This is a genomic window from Cylindrospermopsis raciborskii Cr2010 (assembly GCF_003367075.2).
In the GTDB taxonomy this organism is placed as follows: domain Bacteria; phylum Cyanobacteriota; class Cyanobacteriia; order Cyanobacteriales; family Nostocaceae; genus Raphidiopsis; species Raphidiopsis raciborskii.
On sequence record NZ_CP065936.1, the window covers coordinates 763,661 to 786,081 of the forward strand.

Annotated in this window: 23 protein-coding genes and 3 pseudogenes; 10 read left to right on the forward strand and 16 right to left on the reverse strand. The window is 40.6% G+C overall.

Annotated elements, in window-relative coordinates:
* Positions 1-224: 224 nt before the first annotated feature.
* Both C6N34_RS03480 and C6N34_RS03485 read left to right on the forward strand, forming a co-directional pair.
* Positions 225-854, forward strand: a pseudogene (locus C6N34_RS03480) (photosystem II q(b) protein); the annotation flags it as partial.
* Between the two features lie 199 nt (positions 855-1,053).
* Positions 1,054-1,833, forward strand: a complete 780-nt coding sequence (locus C6N34_RS03485; protein ID WP_236107377.1) for a Uma2 family endonuclease — start codon at positions 1,054-1,056, stop codon at positions 1,831-1,833.
* A 329-nt stretch (positions 1,834-2,162) separates the two neighbouring features.
* Here the strand turns inward: C6N34_RS03485 and C6N34_RS03490 are convergent, their stop codons facing one another.
* The 4 genes and pseudogenes from C6N34_RS03490 to C6N34_RS03505 all read right to left on the reverse strand — a co-directional run bounded on the left by C6N34_RS03490 (position 2,163) and on the right by C6N34_RS03505 (position 4,880).
* Positions 2,163-2,960, reverse strand: a complete 798-nt coding sequence (locus C6N34_RS03490) for an energy-coupling factor ABC transporter ATP-binding protein (protein ID WP_115538222.1) — start codon at positions 2,958-2,960, stop codon at positions 2,163-2,165.
* A gap of 1 nt (position 2,961) precedes the next feature.
* A pseudogene (gene cbiQ / locus C6N34_RS03495) lies at positions 2,962-3,747 on the reverse strand (cobalt ECF transporter T component CbiQ).
* 19 nt (positions 3,748-3,766) lie between these two features.
* Positions 3,767-4,069 (reverse strand): energy-coupling factor ABC transporter substrate-binding protein, encoded by a 303-nt coding sequence (locus C6N34_RS03500; RefSeq protein ID WP_006277725.1) that lies wholly within the window; start codon positions 4,067-4,069, stop codon positions 3,767-3,769.
* Positions 4,041-4,880 (reverse strand): energy-coupling factor ABC transporter permease, encoded by an 840-nt coding sequence (locus tag C6N34_RS03505; RefSeq protein ID WP_236107379.1) that lies wholly within the window; start codon positions 4,878-4,880, stop codon positions 4,041-4,043. Before C6N34_RS03505 ends, C6N34_RS03500 begins: the two co-directional genes overlap by 29 nt.
* 90 nt (positions 4,881-4,970) lie before the next feature.
* On the opposite strand from C6N34_RS03505, the gene C6N34_RS03510 reads away from it, so the two are divergent.
* Complete coding sequence (locus tag C6N34_RS03510) at positions 4,971-6,299, forward strand: ATP-binding protein (RefSeq protein ID WP_115538221.1); 1,329 nt, start codon at positions 4,971-4,973, stop codon at positions 6,297-6,299.
* A gap of 4 nt (positions 6,300-6,303) precedes the next feature.
* Positions 6,304-6,759 carry a hypothetical protein gene (locus C6N34_RS03515; RefSeq protein WP_057178728.1) on the forward strand — a complete coding sequence of 152 codons (456 nt, stop codon included), beginning with the start codon at positions 6,304-6,306 and terminating at the stop codon, positions 6,757-6,759.
* A 121-nt stretch (positions 6,760-6,880) separates the two neighbouring features.
* On the opposite strand, the gene phnM is transcribed toward C6N34_RS03515, so the two are convergent.
* From phnM to phnH, 9 genes are all read right to left on the reverse strand, one after another.
* Complete coding sequence (gene phnM, locus C6N34_RS03520) at positions 6,881-8,017, reverse strand: phosphonate metabolism protein PhnM (RefSeq protein ID WP_006277720.1); 1,137 nt, start codon at positions 8,015-8,017, stop codon at positions 6,881-6,883.
* Positions 8,010-8,753 (reverse strand): phosphonate C-P lyase system protein PhnL, encoded by a 744-nt coding sequence (gene phnL / locus C6N34_RS03525; RefSeq protein ID WP_115538220.1) that lies wholly within the window; start codon positions 8,751-8,753, stop codon positions 8,010-8,012. Before phnL ends, phnM begins: the two co-directional genes overlap by 8 nt.
* A complete protein-coding gene (gene phnK / locus C6N34_RS03530; RefSeq protein ID WP_057178726.1) occupies positions 8,750-9,529 on the reverse strand; it encodes a phosphonate C-P lyase system protein PhnK in 780 nt (259 codons plus the stop codon). The genes phnL and phnK overlap by 4 nt, the downstream gene beginning before the upstream one ends.
* Before the next feature lie 6 nt (positions 9,530-9,535).
* On the reverse strand, positions 9,536-10,396 hold the full coding sequence (locus C6N34_RS03535) for an alpha-D-ribose 1-methylphosphonate 5-phosphate C-P-lyase PhnJ (RefSeq protein ID WP_115538219.1): 861 nt from the start codon (positions 10,394-10,396) through the stop codon (positions 9,536-9,538).
* Positions 10,396-11,475 carry a carbon-phosphorus lyase complex subunit PhnI gene (locus tag C6N34_RS03540; protein ID WP_115538218.1) on the reverse strand — a complete coding sequence of 360 codons (1,080 nt, stop codon included), beginning with the start codon at positions 11,473-11,475 and terminating at the stop codon, positions 10,396-10,398. The genes C6N34_RS03535 and C6N34_RS03540 overlap by 1 nt, the downstream gene beginning before the upstream one ends.
* Before the next feature lie 54 nt (positions 11,476-11,529).
* The gene (gene phnG, locus C6N34_RS03545; protein WP_115538217.1) at positions 11,530-12,003 is read right to left on the reverse strand and encodes a phosphonate C-P lyase system protein PhnG; all 474 of its coding nucleotides are present in this window, start codon (positions 12,001-12,003) and stop codon (positions 11,530-11,532) included.
* A 34-nt stretch (positions 12,004-12,037) separates the two neighbouring features.
* Complete coding sequence (locus C6N34_RS03550) at positions 12,038-12,574, reverse strand: phosphonate degradation HD-domain oxygenase (RefSeq protein WP_181883998.1); 537 nt, start codon at positions 12,572-12,574, stop codon at positions 12,038-12,040.
* 70 nt (positions 12,575-12,644) lie between these two features.
* On the reverse strand, positions 12,645-13,109 hold the full coding sequence (locus tag C6N34_RS03555) for a GNAT family N-acetyltransferase (RefSeq protein ID WP_211941910.1): 465 nt from the start codon (positions 13,107-13,109) through the stop codon (positions 12,645-12,647).
* A complete protein-coding gene (phnH, locus tag C6N34_RS03560; RefSeq protein WP_115538632.1) occupies positions 13,106-13,693 on the reverse strand; it encodes a phosphonate C-P lyase system protein PhnH in 588 nt (195 codons plus the stop codon). Before phnH ends, C6N34_RS03555 begins: the two co-directional genes overlap by 4 nt.
* A 105-nt stretch (positions 13,694-13,798) precedes the next feature.
* Here phnH and phnF point away from each other — a divergent pair, with 105 nt between their 5' ends.
* The gene (gene phnF / locus C6N34_RS03565) at positions 13,799-14,542 is read left to right on the forward strand and encodes a phosphonate metabolism transcriptional regulator PhnF (RefSeq protein ID WP_115538631.1); all 744 of its coding nucleotides are present in this window, start codon (positions 13,799-13,801) and stop codon (positions 14,540-14,542) included.
* Positions 14,543-14,575: 33 nt separating this feature from the next.
* A pseudogene (locus tag C6N34_RS03570) lies at positions 14,576-14,825 on the forward strand (ATP-binding protein); the annotation flags it as partial.
* Positions 14,826-15,001: 176 nt separating this feature from the next.
* Here C6N34_RS03570 and C6N34_RS03575 read toward each other — a convergent pair.
* Genes C6N34_RS03575 through lepB form a run of 3 tightly spaced genes read right to left on the reverse strand, consistent with a single transcriptional unit; the run spans position 15,002 to position 18,567 of the window.
* Positions 15,002-16,729, reverse strand: coding sequence for a R3H domain-containing nucleic acid-binding protein (locus tag C6N34_RS03575; RefSeq protein ID WP_006277224.1), 1,728 nt, complete (start codon positions 16,727-16,729; stop codon positions 15,002-15,004).
* Between the two features lie 43 nt (positions 16,730-16,772).
* A complete protein-coding gene (gene ldpA / locus C6N34_RS03580; RefSeq protein ID WP_115538139.1) occupies positions 16,773-17,894 on the reverse strand; it encodes a circadian clock protein LdpA in 1,122 nt (373 codons plus the stop codon).
* A gap of 22 nt (positions 17,895-17,916) precedes the next feature.
* Positions 17,917-18,567 carry a signal peptidase I gene (gene lepB, locus C6N34_RS03585; RefSeq protein ID WP_040008994.1) on the reverse strand — a complete coding sequence of 217 codons (651 nt, stop codon included), beginning with the start codon at positions 18,565-18,567 and terminating at the stop codon, positions 17,917-17,919.
* 295 nt (positions 18,568-18,862) lie between these two features.
* On the opposite strand from lepB, the gene C6N34_RS03590 reads away from it, so the two are divergent.
* The 4 genes from C6N34_RS03590 (at position 18,863) to C6N34_RS03605 (ending at position 22,420) form a co-directional block, all read left to right on the forward strand.
* Positions 18,863-20,185, forward strand: coding sequence for a dihydroorotase (locus C6N34_RS03590; RefSeq protein ID WP_115538138.1), 1,323 nt, complete (start codon positions 18,863-18,865; stop codon positions 20,183-20,185).
* Positions 20,186-20,236: 51 nt separating this feature from the next.
* Positions 20,237-20,602 (forward strand): type IV pilus biogenesis protein EbsA, encoded by a 366-nt coding sequence (ebsA, locus tag C6N34_RS03595; protein WP_082604685.1) that lies wholly within the window; start codon positions 20,237-20,239, stop codon positions 20,600-20,602.
* Positions 20,603-20,719: 117 nt separating this feature from the next.
* Positions 20,720-21,823, forward strand: coding sequence for a phosphotransacetylase family protein (locus C6N34_RS03600; RefSeq protein ID WP_115538140.1), 1,104 nt, complete (start codon positions 20,720-20,722; stop codon positions 21,821-21,823).
* Positions 21,824-21,916: 93 nt separating this feature from the next.
* The gene (locus tag C6N34_RS03605; RefSeq protein ID WP_006277230.1) at positions 21,917-22,420 is read left to right on the forward strand and encodes a hypothetical protein; all 504 of its coding nucleotides are present in this window, start codon (positions 21,917-21,919) and stop codon (positions 22,418-22,420) included.
* Position 22,421: the final 1 nt, after the last annotated feature.

Below are 22,421 nucleotides of genomic sequence, written 5' to 3' on the forward strand. Positions count from 1 at the left end.
ATAAGCGTAACCTATGCGGGCGTTGGGTTTCATGCTTCAACCTAACCTACGTTCATCCTATACTTAATTCCACTCACTTACTTTGAGATCAAATATCCAAAATTATATTACTTTCAGAAGCATTAGATTATCAATAGTACAAAATATGTTATTTTTTATATCAGTGGGAGACTTCATTTTGGCGTTCTCGGTTTTGAGGACGCTGAACTGGACGCTCCTTACCATCCACAATCACCTCAGTATTCTTAATCTACCCCATCGGACAAGGTTCTTTTTCTGATGGTATGCCCTTGGGTATCTCTGGAACCTTCAACTTCATGATTGTGTTCCAAGCAGAGCATAACATCCTCATGCACCCCTTCCACATGCTAGGAGTAGCAGGTGTATTCGGTGGTAGCTTGTTCAGCGCTATGCACGGTTCCTTGGTAACATCTTCCCTAGTAAGAGAAACAACTGAAACCGAGTCTCAGAACTATGGTTACAAGTTCGGACAAGAGGAAGAAACCTACAACATCGTAGCAGCACACGGTTACTTCGGACGCTTGATATTCCAATATGCTTCATTCAACAACAGCCGTTCACTACACTTCTTCTTGGCAGCATGGCCAGTAGTAGGAATCTGGTTTACAGCACTGGGTGTAAGCACCATGGCATTCAACCTGAATGGATTCAACTTCAACCAATCCATCATTGATTCTCAAGGACGCGTAATTGGTACATGGGCGGATGTAATCAACCGCGCTAACCTAGGTATGGAAGTAATGCATGAGCGCAATGCGCACAACTTCCCCTTAGACCTAGCTGCTGGTGAAGTAGCACCTATAGCATTGACTGCTCCCGCAATCAACGGTTAATAACCAATACTGGTAAATGAAAAGCTCCTCACCTGGTGGGGGGCTTTTTTCATAGAGTAACATCAGGGATGGGTTCATCCTCAAGTGTTGCGCCTTTTTGACTTAATAGGGTTTCCTACACTGGGAACAAAATACAGATAAATTTTCCATTCCCACAAGCTTTGATAGAATAAAAATAAATCGAGCAAAGGTAACTTTTATGGCAACCCTACTCAGTGAAAGTAAATCACAGACGGGACTGGTTATCTCATGGGAAGCGTTACCCGATGATTTTCAACTAGAGGATGAACCAGTGGACAATATAGGACAACCACTTTTAGCAGGTGCTTTATGTGAAAGTTTAGAAATCAGTGGTTTTATTCAACCACAGATGTTAATTGCTGCTAATTTTGCTTTATGTGCCACATTAAATGCTCAATTTATCGCTAAAGCACCAGATTGGCTATATATACCTTCAGTTAAAGAAATATTGCCAGGACGCAAAAGCTATACACCCCATTTAGAAGGGGATATACCGGCTTTGGTTATGGAATTTTTGTCAGATAAAGAAGGCGGAGAATACTCATTTAAACGTACCTATCCGCCAGGAAAATGGTTTTTTTATGAACAGATTTTGCAAGTTCCTATTTATATCATTTTTGATCCAGATGGAGGATTATTAGAATATTATCAACTGGAAGATGAACGTTATGAATTAAAGCAACCAGACGAAAATGGTCGTCATTGGATTAAGTCAATGGGACTATTTTTAGGAACTTGGCAAGGTACAAAAGAAGGACGTACTGGCTATTGGTTGCGATGGTGGGATAAAACAGGTAATTTGTTACCTTGGGCTTTAGAACTGATTGAACAGGAACGCCAACGAGCAGAGCAGGAACGCCAACGAGCAGAACAGGAACGTCAGGAAAAAGAAAGGTTAATAGCTTACTTGCGATCGCAAGGAGTTGACCCTAATAGTTTACCTAATCATGCCAAGTAAATTGGCTATGTAAATGTAGGCGGAACTTATCTAACATTTTGTCATCCCATTCATTAGGAACAGATACAAGAGAGTTGTTGAAAAATAAGGGATAATAATCAAGCAGACAGGTGATATTAATGAAGTTGTGGGGAATTATTAAATGCGATCTCCCAAAGGGAGTGCTGCGCAATCGCCCCTAGGGAATGCTTCCCAATCGCATTTATATCCCGTAGGGTTGTTGGGTTATTAAACCCAACCGATAAACATACCTATCCGCAGGGAAAATGGTTTTTTTATGAACAGATTTTGTTCGTTCCTAAACCTAACCTATCAGATTGGCGATCGCACTACAACAAGGGGTTATGTGTTTCTTGAGAACCTGATTTATTAGAAAATAACATTTCACATACTAATGGCAAACCCAACTCCAACTCTTCTAATAATCTCCGCTGACCAAATACATCATGAGGACTTCCTTCCAGCATTAATTTTCCTCTATCCATCACAAAAACCCAATCCGCCCACCTGTAAACTAAATCTAAATCATGAGTTGCCATCACTAATGTAGTTCCATGTTGATGGATTTTATTCAGCATTGCTATCAAATTACGAGTCTGTTTAATATCCAGATATGCGGTAGGTTCATCCAACAATAATAATTCGGGTCTTAGTACCATGACATCTGCTATGGAAACCCGCTTTTTTTGCCCTAAACTCAGATGATGAGTGGGTGTTTGTGCCAAAGTAGTTAGCTCAAATTCTATCAATACTTCCTCTACCCGCTGTTGAATTTCTACCACTGGTAAACCCAAATTACATAAACCATAAGATATATCTTCTTCAACAGTAGCAGCTACTAGTTGTTGTTCTGGATTTTGAAAAACCAATCCAACTTTCTGTCTTAATCTACCCAGATAATTTCGGTTGTAAGTTAATGGTTCACCACACCAACTGACAACCCCACGATTGGGTTTATATAACCCATTAGCTAGTAATAAGAGTGTTGTTTTTCCACAACCATTCTGACCAATTAAGGCACACTTCTTACCTGATGGAATTCTCAATGTTAGACTATTTAAAGCCAATTGTTGAGATTCCATATAACTGTAATATACTTCCTTAAACTCTAGTAGATATTCCCGCATTTTACCAAAAATTTAATCCTATTAACACTACACAACCAACTATTGACTCAATTATATATCGCAGTTCCAAACTATACCGATATTGACGCCAAACCCGAAATTCACTCACAAAACCTCTTGCTTCCAGTCCCAGAGAAAACTGATTATATTGTTGTAAGCTACGCTGTAGCAGTTGTCCTATGAGTATTGCTAAACTTTTCATTCCCACACCAGCAGTGCGATAACCACCACGAGAAGTTTGTGCTGTCCATAATTCATTGGCTGTGCTCAATAAAATGAAAATAAATCTATACATCAGCAATAATAAGTCCGTTATCAGTATGGGAACCCCTAAATAGCGCAAAATTCCTAGTATTTCTGTAAAAGGAATAGTCAGTATCATAAAGTACACACAAGAAGCAGAAGATAAGGATCGAGTTAAAATATTCTATGCCTGTATTGTTCCATTATGACTGATATAAACATAAAAATTCCCTAGGGTTATTCCATACCATGAGTCTAATTTGACGCTTTCTATATCGAAAATGCTCACACCATTAACTATGAGTGCTGGTAAACTCATCAAGCCAAAAACTATGGTGAACATCAATAACTGTAAATAAACTTTGGCTGGAATTTTGGCATAAATCACTGTCCAAATACTCATCCAGATCACAGTTAAAATTTGTACTCGTGGATCACTAGCTAGAGAAATAGCAAGGGTGGTAAACGCAAAAATAAGTTTATGCCATGGTGATAATTTTCGTAGTCTATTAGTATAAGATAAAGTATCTATTTGGTGGATCATCGGAAATTGTTTTGCTGGCTTATTCTTCGGGTTTTTGCGGTTGGGAACGTCCCTTATATAACCCAATTGCATAACCAACTACTCCAGCGCCCAAAGCTGCTTGTAAAGCAAATAATAAACTTTCTATTTCTCCACTAGGGGGTTCAAACAATGATTTAAACCAAGGTTTATATTTGGGTTGTATTTCAGTAATTAGCTTTTCTGCTTGCTTATCAGCCCCTCCAAATTCACTATCACGAATCAACATTAATGGTGTCACAGCTAAAATTACTACCCCTACTACCAAAAGCCAGTTAATTAACCTTTTCTGAGACTGATTCATTACCGTTTCCTCCCTTGATTAATTGTAAAAGTTCCAACTCTTGAGGATTATAAGATTGTAGCCAATTCCACACTAGTAGGGTTAGCAATCCTTCGCTAATTGCTAAAGGAACTTGAGTAATGGCAAAAATTCCAGTAAACTTGATAAATGAGGCCATAAAGCCACCAACTGGTGCGGGAAAAGCCAGCGCAAGTTGTATAGAGGTAATTACATAGGTCAATAAATCTGCGATCGCAGCTGACAAGAAGATGGCAATTTTCTCTTTACCACTAATTTTAATTGTCAAATTGTATATCCAATATGCAGCAAAAGGTCCAGCTATGGCCATGGAAAAAGCATTGGCCCCCAAAGTAGTTAATCCACCATGTGCTAGCAGCAAGGATTGAAATAATAGTACCAAGCTACCCAGGACTGACATTGTTAAAGGACCAAATAGTACTGCACCCAATCCAGTACCAGTAGGATGGGAGGAGCTACCCGTAACTGAGGGGATTTTTAATGCTGACAGCACAAAAGCGAAAGCACCAGCTAAACCCAGTAGTAGTTTCAGCTGGGGGTTGGCCTGAGTAGTGCGAGTTAGACTGCGTAACCCAAGAATAAAAAAGGGTAATGCTACCACCCACCAAAAAACTGCCCACCCTACTGGTAGGAAACCTTCCATAATGTGCATGGCGTAGGCGGGCTTTGGCACACTAACTAATATACAAAAACTGATAATTGCTATTAGGGTGGGATTGAATAAACCCCGTTTTACTCTCACAATCTTTACCTCCCAAACTTTGTCCGCCTTTTTGGCAATTGCTGTTGACAAGCAAATCTTACCTTAACTATACTGTTTAAGTCAACAAACATTGTGGGTCGAACAATGTACGAATATCAGTAAGTAAATTATTAGCTACCATTGGATATAACAAAATCACTTTACCAAGCTTGCAACCCCAATAAAACGCTAAATAGTAATAATCCTGAAGATAAACAACGGTATATTGACTTCTCTCCAGTTCGTGGACTGGAAATAATTAACGAACTAAAACGGACTATTACACGACTTTCCCCAGATTCACCAACCTGTCAACTGTTTACCGGACATATCGGGGTGGGTAAGTCTACTGAGTTAATGCGTCTAAAATCAGAACTGGAAACTGAATTTTTTCATGTAGTATATTTTGAATCTAGTCAGAGTTTGGATTTAGGAGATGTTGACGTTACTGACATTTTATTAGCAATAGCTAAAGAAGTAAGTCACAGTTTAGAAGTTACACAAATTAACGTCAAATCTGGATTTTTTCAGAATCTATTTAAGGATGTGATTGAGTTCTTACAAACACCCTTGGATATTGATTTTGAGGCGGAATTATCTGTTGGTATAGCGAAAATCACTGCTAAAACCAAGGAAAGTCCCAAACTACGTGATCAGCTCAGACAGTATTTAGAACCTCGCACCGCTAGTATTTTACAATCCATCAACAGAGAATTACTAGTCCCTGCTCAAGAGGAGTTAAAAAAGCAGGGTAAGTCAGGTTTAGTAGTAATTATTGATAATTTAGACAGGATAGATAATAGTCCTAAAGCTAATGGTCAATATCAACCAGAATATCTGTTTGTTGAAAGAGGTGAACAGTTAAAAGCTTTAAGCTGTCACATTGTGTACACTATTCCTTTAGTGCTGATATTTTCCAATGCTTTGGGTAGATTAATTAATCGCTTTGGAGTAGATCCTAAAGTGTTGCCAATGATATCTGTTAAACAAAGAAATGGTGAATACTACTCAGCAGCTATGACTCTTCTACAACAAATGATTATGGTCAGAGCTTTTCCCAGTGTGAATTGGCAACAAAGTCCAGAGAAATTGGCCTTGACCACTAAGATTTTTGATAGTCCTAGAACCTTTGATCGTCTTTGTCAGGTTAGTGGTGGTCACTTACGTAGTCTTTTGAAGTTGTTGTTTCGTTGTTTACAATCACAGGATGTACCAATTTCTCGTCTATGTTTAGAAAACACCATTAAAGAACAGTGTAATCTATTAAGTTTAGCTATTACATCTGATGAATGGGAACTATTGCGAAAAGTATGGAAAACAAAAACATACAGAGGGGAAGAACAGTATAATATTTTGCTGCGCAGTTTGTTTGTTTTTGAATATCGAGATGACCAAGGTTCTTGGTTTGATATCAATCCAATCTTATTAGAATCCACCGAATTTCCTAGGGATTATGATTATAAGGATTAGTATCATGAATAATTTGGAGAATGTTGCTAATGATAACCATGATGCAATTAGGAGTATATTGAGGGCTATTAACTTTTCCCAAGGTCAGTTTTCTCTCATCTTTTTGCACTGTAATTGTGTTAGATTGCACCAAAAAATAGCAGTAAAATTGCGTAGTAGTTATTGTACAAAAATTGAGGAGATCAATCTATCCCCATCAGCTATGAGTCTTTATGACAACATATCAGCTACAATGGTGAATATACAACCCTATGCTGTGATGGTTTTTGGTTTAGATGCTGTTAAAAATCTGGACTCGATTTTACAAGTATCAAACCAAATTAGAGAGGAATTCAGCAAAAAATTTGCCTTTCCACTATTTATTTGGATAGATGATCAAGTACTTAGGAGAATTATTAGGATTGCACCAGATTTAGAAAGCTGGGGTACTATTATCGATATTGATAACTTTCTTAATTGAGCGCTAAGTGGGTGGGTGGAGTTAAATATAAGATGAGAGTAGGTTGGGTTGAAGTATGAAACTCAACGCCCAGATGGGTAACCCATCCTACAAGTAATTGTCTGTCCCTACTTAATTATGATTAACTAATACGACAACCTGCACAAATAGTTGATATTAATCGTGGAACAATGCCATCATCACAAACAGTAATAAAATCAGCTCGTTTGCCAACTTCTAAACTACCTCGATCATGAAATAAATCAATTGCTTGTGCAGGATTACTGGTAAATAGTTCCATAGACTGATATAGTGGTTTACCAGTCTTTTTGGCAATGATAAACATGGCTTGTAATAAACTTTGAGGTACATAATCTGAAGAAATTACATCCACCAGGTCTAATAAGACCAAATCCATGGCCGACACATTTCCAGAATGAGAACCACCCAAAACCAGGTTAGGGGCACCCATTAAAACCTTTAATCCTAAACTGTGAGCTTTACTTGCAGCTTCTACAGTAGTAGGAAACTCCGCTAAAACTACTCCATCTTCTACCGCTTCTTGCACATGTTCTACTGTAGCATCGTCATGACTAGCTAGGGCAATTTTCCTTCCCCTGGCTAACTCAACTAGAAAATCACGGTTCTTCTTGCTATATAACTTGTGTCTTTCTTGTCTTGTTGTGATAAACTCTTCCATTTCTTGTGCTGTTACTCCATGTTTACCCATGTAGTATTCTTTGAATTTTTCTAGTTTGATAAACTGTCGCTGTCCCGGTGTATGATCCATAAGGGATATCATCAACAGCAAGGAGTTGTGAACATATTCCTCGGTAATTTGATAAACTTCTGGATAGGCTAATTCACAGCGTAAGTGAATATAATGGTCTACTAAAAATCTCTTATCTGCTTTCCCTTGGCAAAGGACATTGATCATCTGATCATAATTCTTTAAACGCGGTGATTTAGGATTAACATCACCAATGGCAATGGCATCACAAACTGTGGTTACTCCTGCACTGGCTAAGTCCCGGTCATGATAGATAGCTGCTGCTTCTAAAGGCCAGCGAATTCCTGGACGAGGAGACATACATCTTTCTAAATTGTCTGTATGTAGTTCAATCAACCCCGGTATGAGATATTTTCCTTCTCCGTTCTCTCCTTTATTTGTTATCCCCGGTTGAATATCAGCAATCTTGCCATTGCGTACTATAAGAGTACCTAAAATCTCTTCATCAGGAAGTAATAACCGATAGTTGGTATAAATCTGCTCATTCATGGACAAATAACTCCCTATCAAAAAGTTTTTTGGCTGTGTTTGTGTTGAGGTTTTGACCTTGATCCATGTTATGGAAAATGCCAATTAGGGCGCATCCTTTAATCTTGCGCTCTTCTAACAGTTCCATAACTATTTGGCAATTGTGAGTATCTAAGGCTGAAGTTGGTTCATCTAAAAGCAAAATAGGAAAGTTCACTACCAGTGCTCTAGCTATATTTACTCTCTGCTTTTCTCCTCCAGAAAATGTGGTGGGGGATAATTGCCATAAGCGTTCAGGTAAATGAAGACGATGAAATAATTCTTTTACCTTTGCTAAAGCTACCCTTCGTTCCTCCCCTAAATCTAATAACAGTTCCGCAGCTACTTCTATGGCGGGGACTCGGGGAATAACCCGCAAAAACTGACTGACATATCCAATGGTTTTTTGCCTCACTGCTAAAAGTTCATGGGGAGCAAGTTGACATAGATCAATCCAACTCCCTTCGTGTTTAACCCAAACCTCTCCATTGTTAGGTCTGTAATTACCATATATACATCTGATTAAAGTGGATTTACCAGAACCAGATGCACCAGATAGGACTAGGGATTCACCCTGATTTAATTGAAAGGAAACTCCCTTGATTACTGGTAAACTAACCCCTCCCTGTTGGTGAAGGATAAAGCTTTTGCTCAAATTGGCAACTTGTAAAATGGTTTCCGGAGATCGATAATTCATTGATGGGGTGTAAATACTCATGGTGTAAGAGCAGCACTCACTAATAGTTGGGTGTAGGGATGTTGAGGGTCATCTAACACTTGATCTGTTAATCCTGACTCCACTACTTTTCCTTGTTGCATTACTAGCAACCGATGAGCTAGTAGTCTGACTACCCCAATGTCATGAGTCACTAAAATTACACTCAGATTAAAATTCCTAACGAGCGATCGCAGCAGATCTAGCAATCGAGCTTGGACCGAAACATCCAGTCCACCAGTTGGCTCATCCATAAGAATCAACCGTGGTCTAGTTACTAACACCCTAGCCAATTGTAATCTTTGCTGCATACCACCTGAAAAAGTGGTGGGTAGATCATCCAAACGATCTGGATCAATCTCCACTTCTTGTAACCAGCGAATCGCTTCCTGACGAATTTGACCATAATTACGCATGCCAATATCCAACAGTCTTTCACCAATATTAGCTCCAGCACTTACCTGCATACGCAAACCATCCCTAGGATTTTGCTGAACAAAACCCCACTCAGTACGCATTAACCATCGGCGCTCATATTCCCCCAGTTCCCGAATTTTTAAATACCGCTCCTGACGATTTTTATAAATTATACTACCCTCATCCACCGTAATATAACGAGCGATCGCCCTGAGCAAAGTAGATTTACCAGAGCCCGACTCTCCCACAATGCCCAGAACCTGTCCCGGATAAAGATCAAAAGAAACACCATCACAAGCAGGAATCACCCCGAAGGATTTACTAAGATGGTCTACCTGTAATATAGGTTGTATGGATTGCATACCCGATTATTTTTTCCTCCGTTGCTGCTGACAGTAATCCGTATCCGAACAGATCCACATTCTGCCTCCACGATCATCAACAAGTACCTCATCCAGAAAACTTTCCGTAGAACCACATAACTCACAAGCATGGTTCCAACGCTCCACCCCGAAAGGGTAATCCTCAAAATCAAGACTTTTTACCCTAGAGTAAGGAGGCACAGCATAAATGCGCTTCTCTCGACCTGCTCCAAATAATTGAAGTGCGGGATTAAGATGCATTTTAGGATTATCAAAGCGTGGTATGGGGCTAGGACTCATTAGATAGCGGTCTTCCACGATTACAGGATAATCATATCCAGTAGCAATATAACCATATCTAGTAATATCCTCATAAAGCTTTATATAGATTGGTCCATACTCTTGCAAAGCGTGCATCTTACGACTTTCCACAGTAGAAGGTTCCAACCAGCGTAAAGGTTCAGGAATAGGAACTTGATAAACCAGAATCTGTCCTTCGCGTAGGGGGGTTTCCGGGATACGATGACGAGTTTGAATTAAAGTAGCTCGTCCAGTTTCCTCCGTAGTTTCCACAGCACAAACCTTGCGGAAAAAGCGGCGAATATTTACAGCATTAGTGGTGTCATCTGCTCCCTGGTCAATCACCTTTAGAACATCATTTTGACCAATAATCGCCGCTGTAACTTGAATTCCCCCAGTTCCCCATCCGTAAGACATAGGCATTTCTCTAGAAGAGAAAGGGATTTGATGTCCTGGAATAGCTACTGCTTTGAGCAGAGCCCGACGAATGGAACGTTTAGTTTGTTCATCAAGGTAGGCAAAGTTAAAACCTGAATTAAAATGTGGGTGTTTAGTTGATACTGACATTATGGGGATAAATCCTGTGATTTTTGTCGCATTTGACGAATTAGATTCAATTCCGCCTGAAAATCGATGTAGTGGGGTAATTTTAGATGCTGGACAAACCCTTGGGCTTCCACATTATCAGAATGGGAAAGAACAAACTCAATGTTTTGAGCTGGACTATCTACGGACTCCCCCAATTCACTGGCCCGCATTGCTCTGTCTACCAAAGCCATAGACATAGCTTTACGTTCATTGTATCCAAAGGTAAGTCCATAACCACGGGTAAATTGGGGAGGTACGTGTTTACTTCCCTTAAATTGATTCACCATCTGCACTTCCGTAATAGTAATGTCAGTAACAGAAATTTCAAAACCCAATTCCTCCGGAAATATAATTACCTCCACCTCTCCCATCCGAATTTCCCCTGCGAAGGGATGATTCTTACCGTAACCGCGCTGAGTAGAGTATGCTAGGGAAAGTAAAAACCCCTCATCCGCTCGTGCTAGATTTTGTAGTCTTGCATCCCTGTTCGCTGGAAAATTCAAAGGTTGACGAGTTAAATCAAAAGGTACTTGTGGTTGGGTTGCTCTTGGTTCGGACTGAATTAATCCCTCTTTGTCCAAAGTCTCCATAACTAGGGGAAAAGACTCTTGACTAACACTAGTTTCTGATGGTGGAGGAACTTGATTTTCTGCCAAAAGTTTAAAATCTAATAGCCGATGGATGTAATCAAAAGTGGGTCCTAAATTTTGTCCTCCGGGAATATCCTTAAAGATAGAAGAAATTCGTCTTTCAATTTGCATTACGCCAGTGTTTAAGGGTTGGGTGTAGTAGAAACGAGGTAGGGTAGTCCGATAGGCCCTAACTAAAAAAATTGCCTCCACTAGGTCGCCCCAAGATTGTTTGATAGCCAGTGCAGCCAATTCCCGGTCATATAAACTACCTTCACACATTACCCGCTCCACAGCCAAAGTCAACTGTTGTTCAATTTGCTCACTCCTAATTTCAGTAACATTTATGTCACCCCGCCGTCTGCTGTGCAGTAATTTTTCCGCATTTTCAATCGCCTGCTCGCCACCTTTAACCGCAACGTATGGCATATTTTTCCTCCAGTTTCGATTGGTTTAATTGGATTACTCTTACTTTAGTTTTGCTTATCCCTCTCCCCTAACCATAGTAAAAAAGTTGACTTTAGTAGCAGCAGTTTGTCGTTGTTTCCTGTCTTGTTGTTTAGCTAATGATTGTTGGATGGGTAAAATCACAGTGGTTTGAACCTGATCATGCCATAGAGTGGTTTGCAGCAAAGCATCACACAAAGCTGCCAATTCCGCATGACGTTGGGAACGCCCCCCAATATAACCAAATCCACTGATGGGCAAACCATCCACCATATCTTCTAACTGAACCACGCAACGAGTCATGGTCATATCTCCCAGGTTAAAAGCTTCACCTGTGGCCCCAGCACGTGCTTGAACCATCACCAAACCAATTTCTGGATTGCGCAAGAAAGTATAATTAGGTAGTTCATGGAAGTTGCTGACCAGAGATTCTATTAAATCTTCTAATTGTTGTAATTCAGCCCTAGCTAGGGTTGACATCCAACCTTGTCTTTCCGGAATAGTAAACATACTTAGATATTCCCTCTTATTTTGCCAACAATTATCACCGGGATATTAATTCCACAAAATAGCTCAACTCTGGTGTAGAAAGGTGAGGAACCTTAGCCTGATCATCATAAATTCTTAGTTTTACTGCATCTTGAGCCAAAGGTTGGCGAATAAACTCTTCTGCTTCTTGAGGAGAAAAAATGCCTCCTTGCAGTTGTAAACTGCGTTGGGAAGCAGGGGAAAGACCTTGCCAATATTGGGAATCAACCGCACAAAGATAACGTTTAGCCACAACATGTAATCTAATGGGTTCTGTTACCTCTAGACTAAAAATTTGACCAAGAAAGGGAATAGCCCGATATTCGTGTTTATCATCTACACCTTGTGCAGCAGGATCATCTCCTAAATTATGAATTAAATGTCCTAAATCGTGAAGCAAACAGGCGGTAATTAACTCCCTAGTCTCACCAGCTTGCAGAGCTAAATTAGCAGTTTGGAGTGCATGTTCTAACTGGGTAACTGCTTCTGCTCCGTACATTTTTGACCCTTTGTGGTCGAATAAATGACAAATTTCGTCAATGGTAAATTTCATGGTTTTTTGAGAGGATAGTGGACAACTTGTTTTCCCAATACGTAAACAGATACAATAGCAGAGAGTAGAGCTATCTATGTTGTTTAATATCTGGTTGAACTACACAGTTAAAGCTCCAACCATGTTGTTCAAATCCTAATGACTGATAAAACCTATGAGCATTATCACGCTTTAAGTTGGAAGATAAAGTAACCTTATAACAACCTGCTGCTGCACTCTGCTCCAGGGCAAATCTAACCATTTCTGTGCCAATCCCCTGACCTCTAAGAGAGGAGATAACTGTGACTGCATCCAATATGGCAAATCTATGATAACCAGGATGCATCATTGTCGGTACATACAGAAGACTAAATGTCCCCACTGGTTCATAGTCTAATTCCGCAAGGTAGATATGGTAATTGGGGATCTGACTAATTTCTGTGAAAATCTCTTGCACTCGATGGTCAGCTAGGGGAGCTTTTTGATCCATATCAGCATATAACTGATTTAATATTGACCAATCCTGAGAATCAGTTAGGCGAATTTTCAGTTTCATGAGTGTTTTGCAGTTCTGGGTAGTCCCATTACGGAATCTTCTGTAAATAGAAAAACATCTATTCCCAGAGGATAAAGCGGATAATTCTGTTCCCAGAATTCCCAAAAAGTGCTAGTAATGCTAGGTGCTATGGTTTTAGGTGATAAATTTCCTGGACCTGTTAAGGTGATAGATTTTCCGCCATTAAAACTTGCTATCTGTATCAGCAAGGTTGTGGAATCTTCCGGTTTTTCCGCTGTTCCTGGGTTAAAAACAGATAATTCCGCCATAGATGCCAAGTCTTGAATTAAGGCAAAGTCCGCTTGCTGTGGGTCTGGTGTTAGTTGACACCCAGTGTGAAACAACAACCAATTTCTCACTGAGGAAGAGAATGTGGGTTGTATCCACAGTTTGACATCTAAATCCAACAGAGTCAGACAAGCTGCACCGCAAGCTGGCGTTAACCCCTGAGGGACTTTAATCTGGACATGGATTTTTTCAGGTTTTCCTGGTTGTGCATCAGCACATAGCAAAGCGCGAAATGTTTGCTGGGCATCATGGACAGGATCAGAAAACCCCGGTATTTGAGTAAGTATGTTTGACATTCATGACAAGATTGTGTTTTAAACTATTTTTAACCTATCTAGACATCTAGACAAAAGATAAATTAACAGATTTTTGAGTAAATAGCAATAGGATAGATATAAAATATGAGAGAAATTATTCCCATTTACAATCAGATTGCCCATCAACTGCGGGAAAAGATTTTACAAGGGGTTTTTAGTGCAGGGGAACAACTACCTACCGAAACAAACTTAGCACAACAGTTTAGAGTAAATCGGCATACTATTAGACAAGCCATTGGTTTATTAAAAAATGAAGGATGGATAAGAGTAGAGAGGGGGAGAGGAACCTTTGTAGCTGCTAGGACAATTCGTTATCCTATTGGTAAGAGAGTGCGTTACACTCAAACTCTTAAAGCCCAGGGTTGGCAAGCTCAGTTTGAGTTATTACGTATTTTAGAGATATCAGCAGATATAGCAATATCCAAAGGGTTAGAAATTGGTTTTGGGGAGAGAGTAGCCCTCGTTGAACGTTTAGGTTTTGCTAATGACCAACCCATTAGTGTATGTAGTGGATATTTTCCATTAAAAAGGTTCCCAGACTTTTTTGAACCCAGCCATCTTCAGATTTTAGAGACAGAGAAATCCATATCAAGGTTTTTGTATCAGGTGTATGGATGTGACCATATTCGACGCAGTACAGCTGTTTCTGCTCGGTTAGTGCAACCGCAAGATGCCATTTTGTTGCAACTCTCCGATAATCAACCTATTCTGTTGGCTGAGTCTGTGAATGTGGATCAAGGTGGTAATGTAATTGAATATGGGGTAACTCGATTCCGGGGCGATCGCATGGAGTTATTTTTTCAAAATGATTTAACTCAATATCATTAGAATTACCCAACCGATTACTACTGAAGTCATTAACTAGATAGTTTGGCAGAGCGCTTACGGGAAGAGCGAGTTAAAGCCATTATTCAACCCATGTTAGCTGGATTGGACTTACCAGATACCCCAGAGGATGATCGCCGTTTCTCGCTAGATTTAGGCTTGGTAAAGCGCATTCCCCTGGGCAGAATGACCTAATCCTATTTACCAGGAAGTGATTCCTCGTGTTTTGTCCCAGGGTAGTCAGGACAGTCTAACCCAAATTCAACCCACTTGGTTAAACACTGACAAGTGATTTTCGATCGCCGTCCCGGGTTACCACCCATGGGTGATTATCGTAATTCGTAGTTAGGGCGATCGCTAAGTAACTAAGTATAAAAAAGGCTTTGGGTGCTACTCCCAATCTTGAACTCTTTCAAATTATCTGATGTTAGAGGGTTAGTGTCCCCTCTCCCCTGGTCCCCCCTAAGCTGGATAAATCCTCAACCTCCTATTTGGTTCTTCCCCAAAACTATGGGACTTCAATCGATAATGCTCCACTAACTCATGCTGCATCTTACGCACATGGGCAGAACGAGGTAACAACTCTACTGGTTGACCTTTAGGAATGACAATTTGTTCAACTGCTAATCTCGCCTCCTCTAAAGCGTCAATTTCATCATCACTACCCTCATGCAATAGTAGTTGTAATTCACAATCCTCTCCCAAATCCAGATCATCCATATTCAATAATCTTCTCAACCCACGACTAATTTGGGGAATAGCACTGGATTTAATCACATGTATGGGTAAATGACGAGACTTAGCTAATTGCCTGAGTTTTACCTGATTTTTAACATGGGAGCGCAAAGCTAAAATTGCATCCGCTCCATCAATATCCTTTGTTAAAGCAACAGGTAACTTCAACACCTCAATTACATGTTCCAACTGATGACGACTCACTCCATAAGGATAAACATGCAAAGGTAAATCTTCCCCATTTGGACCTGCTGATCTAATTTTGCCTAGGTTAAAACTGTCACCCTGGTGAAAAGACTCATCCAACAACCGGTCAAACTCACTGGATGTTCCCCGTTCTCTCTCCGGAGACAAAGGGGGTAAAGCTACCATATGACCAGAAGCACGCCAACCATTTACCTGTTTGATGGGTAAAGACTCTTCTTCACTTGCTAAACCACTTCCATAACCATTCACCAGTGTTAATGGTCGAGCAATGGAAACTTTCCCCTGTTCGTCCACCGTTCGCGTTTGAGGATTGGGTTGGCGTCCTCTTAATAAAGCATCAACCGTATCAGCCACGCTTTCGTGTACCACCCAACGCTCCCGCTCTAACATTTCCACAGCAATTTCAAAGGTAGGGGGCGCTTTCCTTTCCAGTACGGTTTTTTGGGATCTACGTCTTCTAGCTTCGTCATCTCCTAGAGTTACTGCTTGAATACCACCCACCAAATCCGAAAGAGTCGGGTTTTTAATTAGGTTCTCAATTTGATTTCCGTGAGCAGTACCCACTAATTGTACCCCTCTCTCCGCAATTGTCCGTGATGCTAGAGCCTCCAACTCCGTACCAATCTCATCTATAATTATCACCTCTGGCATGTGGTTTTCCACAGCCTCAATCATTACCTGATGTTGTAATTCCGGTCTAGCTACCTGCATTCTTCGAGCGCGACCAATGGCTGGATGGGCTATGTCACCATCTCCAGCAATTTCATTGGAAGTGTCAATAATAATTACTCTCTTATGCAGATCATCGGCTAATACACGGGCAATTTCCCGCAAAGCTGTTGTTTTACCAACCCCTGGACGACCTAGCATGAGGATTGATTTACCCGTTTCTACTAAATCTCGGATCATCCCAATAGTACCAAATATGGCTCGACCTACACGGCAAGTTAAGCCAATAATTTTACCATTGCGGTTGCGTATGGCACTGATACGATGTAAAGTTTGCTCGATACCAGCTCGATTATCTCCGCCAAAATTTCCTACTCGTTGAATACAATCATCTATTTGGGACTGGGTAACGGGGGACTGACTTAAATACTCAGCAGTACCCGGAAACCGAGCTTCTGGGAGACGCCCTAAATCCAACACCACTTCTACTAAATTATCCCTTTGGGGATGATCTTGCAGCTGTTTTTCCAGGTCTTGGGGTAAAATTTCCAGTAACTTTTGCAGGTCTGTAATCGTCATGCTTTCTATGGTGGTGACGTTTTTAGAGATAACAAATGAGCTATTAGAGATCTGACTGTGACTTGATTTGAGATACCAGAGAGCTGGCAAGTTTTACTGCTTGCCAGAGCAGTTCTGGTTCATCCTCTAGCCGTTGACTTTTTCTTAGACTGGTGTTTACCTCCCAACTTTCTAACTGGTCAATCACTGGTGACAGCAATACCCGGGCATAGCTTCCATAAGCAACACCCGCAAGTTGACCCGGGGAATTCTCTAATTTTCCATTCCCTAATATCCCCAGGGTCTTTAATTTGGAAGCGGTATAGTTATTAGTACCGCCTGCCAACTGCACATGTCCCGGTAAGTTTGCTGCTAAAACTTTTTGTCCTAATTTTATCGCAGCTATGGTAGTACCATCCCCTATATCCCCACTCATAGATCTGCCATCTGTCTGCCAAATTAAAACTTGTGGAAGAGGTACTATCAGATTATAAACTGATTTTAAGTAGTCAATTAAACCCTCTCCATCATTGCAACTGATGGCTAATAACTTTAATTTATTTGCCCAGGGGGCTATTTTCGACCACAAGTCCTCAAACTCTGGCAAACGTCCCACTTTTGTATGAATTTCAATGGCATCTATTCCCGTGGACATGATCAAGGGTAGAATTGCTCCTAGAGGTGATAAATGAGAGACTGTGTCAATTATCCCATAAGGACAAATGGGGACACAACGTCCACACCCGTAACATTTTTCTGCAATAATTCCTGAAGAACTATCTTTTTGATTGTTAATTTGACTATTAAATACTATAGCCTGAGCAGGACATATTTTCTCACAAGGTTTGGAACAATTGTCTGGACAGTCTCTGGGATTGAATTTAGCTTTTCTAAAGTGTGGATCTTCACCGTCGTTGAGACTAACCATTAATAAGGGTAAGTTCCCTTGCCAGTTAAATCCTTTTGCTTGTGTTTCTTTTACAAGGGTTTTAGCAACTGAAAAGGCCTGTTTAACCACATCAATTACAGCCGGATCAGCAGCAACATCTATACAGTCTGCACCTGCTAGGGTGTAAGCCAAGGTTAAACTCCTAACTGATGGTAAATGTTGGAAACTGGCACCACAAATCAGTTTGAACCAGTTACTTTGTCTAAGGGATCGTAAGGGGGCTAATAGTTCGTTCATTCGAGCCAGGGTGAGAAACTGGTCATTCTTGGGTCGGGTATAGGGGAGGTGAGTCAATGCCACCAATCTTGTTCAAAGGCCAGAAACGAATTACGGCACGTCCAATAATTTTTTCTCTTGGCACAAGTCCCCAACAACGTCCATCATAACTGCTGGGACGATTATCACCTAAAACTAAATAGGAGTTGGGTGGTATGGTTTGTGGTTGGGATAAGAAGGGACGCTGCGAAGTGGTTGTACACACATCAATACCTGTGCGCACGGTGGGAAATAAATATTTTTCTTCGGCCAGAGATTTATTGTTAATATAGACTTTGCCATTCTTTAATTCTACCCTTTCACCCGGTAGACCAATAATGCGCTTGATGAAGGCATCATGGAATTGTTCCTTTTGTAGTTCATCTGTGGGGGAAAATACAACAATATCCCCCCGTTCAGGAGGAGAAAATTTATATTTCACCTTATCCACAATAATCTTATCCGCTTGCCATTGATCTTGTACACCATGGAGCGTGGGTTCCATTGATCCTGTGGGTATCCACCGCGCTTCAGCCACTAGGGTACGAACGCCTAAAGCTAATATACCGCTCAGCGCTAACGTTCTAACAACTTCCTTAATCCAGGAATTATTCTTTTTTTCACCGGAGTTTTGCTCGGACACTTGATTTTGCATGAAATTACTAGGTTTGGCATTGGGAACCATTGACCAGAAATCGGAAAAGGTTGTTGACCAACTGACTGGAACAGGCCCTAAACCTATTCTGACATAATATTCCCAGTTGTTAATAAGTAGACATTAGTCAGAAAATTTACCCTGTATACAATAAAATCTAAGTATAGCCCTAGCTAAAAGGCTATATAAGAGGCTGTATATACAAATCTCAACTTGCCTGCCCATTTTCTGCTAGAATGAACTAAGTTAAATTACCGTAATCAAATTTGTTTTAGTTTTATATATTAATACTAACATGTCCAATTATCCTAGTTTATTGATTCGTCAAGCCCGTGTGCTGCTACCCAATGGTGATTTTATAACTGGGGATGTGCTAACCCAAAACAACAAAATAGTACAGGTAAGTTCAAATATATGTGCTGACACTTCTGTTGTGGAAATAGATGCTCAAGGATTAACTTTACTTCCCGGGGTAATTGATCCCCAAGTGCATTTCCGTGAACCCGGTTTAGAATACAAGGAAGACCTATTTACTGCCAGTTGTGCTTGTGCTAAAGGTGGTGTCACTTCCTTTTTGGAAATGCCAAATACAAAACCTTTAACTACTAATCAGTCAGCTTTAGACGACAAACTTCATAGGGCATCTCAAAAGTCTTTGGTTAATTATGGCTTTTTTATTGGAGCAACAGCAGATAACTTAACAGAGTTACTGACGGTTAATCCCACACCGGGAATTAAAATTTTTATGGGTTCTATGCATGGCGACCTATTAATTGATGAAGAAGCCATTCTAGACAGAATATTTTCCCAGGGTAGTCGCTTAATAGCTGTTCACGCTGAAGACCAGTCCAGAATTCGTCAACGTCGTCAACAATTTGCCGATATTCACGACCCAGCCATTCACTCTCAAATTCAAGACTCCCAGGCCGCTTTAAATGCAACCCAGTTAGCACTAAAACTTTCTCAAAAGTATCATAGACGTCTACATATTTTACACTTATCTACAGGAGTGGAAGCAGAATTACTGCGTCAGTACAAACCTAGCTGGGTAACGGCAGAGGTCACGCCACAACACCTGTTGTTAAATACTGAGGCTTATAGCACCATAGGCACCCTAGCACAAATGAATCCTCCCTTGCGATCGCCCGAGGATAATCAAGTGCTATGGCAGGCTTTGCGAGATGGTGTAATTGATTTCATTGCTACAGATCATGCTCCCCACACCCTAGAAGAGAAAGCCCAGATTTACCCTAACACACCTTCTGGTATGCCAGGTGTAGAGACTTCTCTTCCATTAATGTTAACGGCAGCAATGGATGGTAAATGTACTGTCTCCCAAGTAGCAAATTGGATGTCTAAAGCAGTAGCTGTGGGGTATGGAATTCCCAATAAGGGAGAAATTACTCCTGGTTACGATGCGGATTTGGTCTTAGTGGACTTAAATAATTATAAACCTGTAAAAAGGGAAGATTTATTAAGCAAATGTGGTTGGAGTCCATTTGAGGGTTGGAACTTAACAGGTTGGCCCGTACAAACCATAGTAGGTGGTCAAATTGTCTATGCCGAAGGGAAAGTAAACCCACAGATTCGCGGTCAGGCATTAAGTTTTAGTGGTTAGCCATCAACCACAATAATTTTTTAGTTTATTTCTTAATCTATTCAATTGTCTATGGATCAAATATCGCCCGCTGCTACACACGAAATCAATGCTTACTTGCCATATATTCAGGGTAATAAGCGTAATTTATTACCCTGGGCTATCACCCTCTATCAAAAGGGTTGTATTGATGGGGAGCGGAAAATAGAAGGTAGTGACAATATTCCCTTCACGGCCAAATGGAATATTAGTACCCTACCTACGGATTTAACTTGTTGTAGTGTACACTTTCATGCTCCTGGGGAGTTTGCCTATGAAGTAACTATGACTGGCTTTGAATTTGTAGACTTTCTAATTCAAGTCATAGAAAATTATAAGAGAAATAGAATTGTTGATTTTTCCAAAGCCTTTTACCGTAAACTCCTGTGTCCGGAATAATGGTTTTTGGAAATTATAGCTTTAATTTCAGAGCAAACGGTAAGCTCTACCGAGATTACTTGTGGAGTAGGCAAACCCGATAAAAATATCGGACAGTTCAAATTAGGAGCGCAGGGCGTGGCAACATCTGTTAAAAATTTTAAGTATTTGCTAATTGGCTCAATAGAGGCTTACAGCGGCAAATCTGCAACCCTGCTGGGGTTATCTTACCAACTAAGACAAAAGGGATTAGGTATAGCCTATGGCAAACCGCTGGGTAATAGTGCATTCAATCCCAAGATCAATCCGATGGAAGAAGATGTGCAATTTATGATCGAAAGCTTGAAACTGGGTGAAAATCTGGTTGCACCGACTCTGTTGGGCTTAAATGAGGTTAGTGTGCAAAAACGATTAACGGGTGAGGATAAAACTAATTACCAGGAACTACTGGTAGAGCATTATTTACAAGTCCCACGGGGAGATTTGATGCTCTTGGAAGGGCCAGGTAATTTGAACGAGGGAAATTTATTTGGTTTATCCTTACCAGAAGTTGCTAATATCTTAGATGGTGGTGTAATTTTAGTCCACCGTTATCAGTCTCTCCTCTCAGTAGAGACAATTTTATCAGCCCAAACAATTATAGGTTCTAGATTAGAAGGAATCAGCTCACGCTTGCTTGGTGTAATAATCAATGAAGTCCCCCCAGAACAGTTGAACACTGCCAATGATCTCCTGCGCCCATTTTTGGAAGAACGGGGAATTCCTGTATTAGCCATACTGCCAAAGAACGCCTTACTCCGTAGCGTTAGTGTACGGGAGCTAGTCAAACAGTTGAAAGCTGATATTTTATGTCGTGAAGATCGCTTAGACTTATTAGTCGAAAGTCTGGCTATTGGGGCCATGAATGTCAATGCCGCAGTTAAATATTTCCGCAAACGTCGTAACAAGGCAGTGGTTACAGGAGGGGATCGGGTAGAAATTCAACAAGCAGCTTTAGAAACATCTACTCAATGTCTAATCCTCACGGGACAATTACCTCCTCCACCTTTCATCCTGCACCGGGCCGAAGAACTGGAAATTCCTATTTTATCAGTGGATCTTGACACCTTGACCACAGTAGAGATTGTTGATCGAGCCTTTGGTCATGTTCGGTTCCATGAACCTCTTAAAGTGGAGTGCATAAATAAACTAATGTCCGAACACTTCGATACCAACCGTCTCTTGTCACAACTAGGAGATTAAGAAAAAAGATAGAAATCTGTAACTTCATTTGGCCGATTACCTGCAGGCCATTTGGTACAATAGTTGGGTTGTTTAATCCGATAATCTCTATCTTTGAGCCAGTCAACAGAACTGATTAACCTAGATACTTTAGCACAGGAACTGGCGACAATCCAACAAACTGGTTCCAAAAGAATCGCTCTGTTAGGTTCCCGTCACGTACCAATTACTCATCAAAATCTTATTGAAATGATGACTTATGCCCTGGTTTTGTCGGGCAATCGCATTATTACTTCCGGTGCTACAGGTACTAACTCCGCTGCTATCAGAGGTGCGACCCGTGCGGATCCGAATTTACTGACGGTAATTCTACCCCAAAGTTTGGAACGCCAACCCTCTGAATCCCGCCAACAACTAGAGCAGGTGATGCATCTAGTAGAAAATCCTAGTAATGATAATCTTTCCCTGAGTGAGGCTAGCCAGTTGTGCAATAGAGAAATTGTTTCTCGCTGTCAGCAATTGGTGTGCTTTGCCTTCCATGATAGTCGTACTCTCTTGGAAACTTGTAAAGAAGCGGAAGAACAAAGAAAAGTGGTAACCTTGTTCTATTTCGATTAAA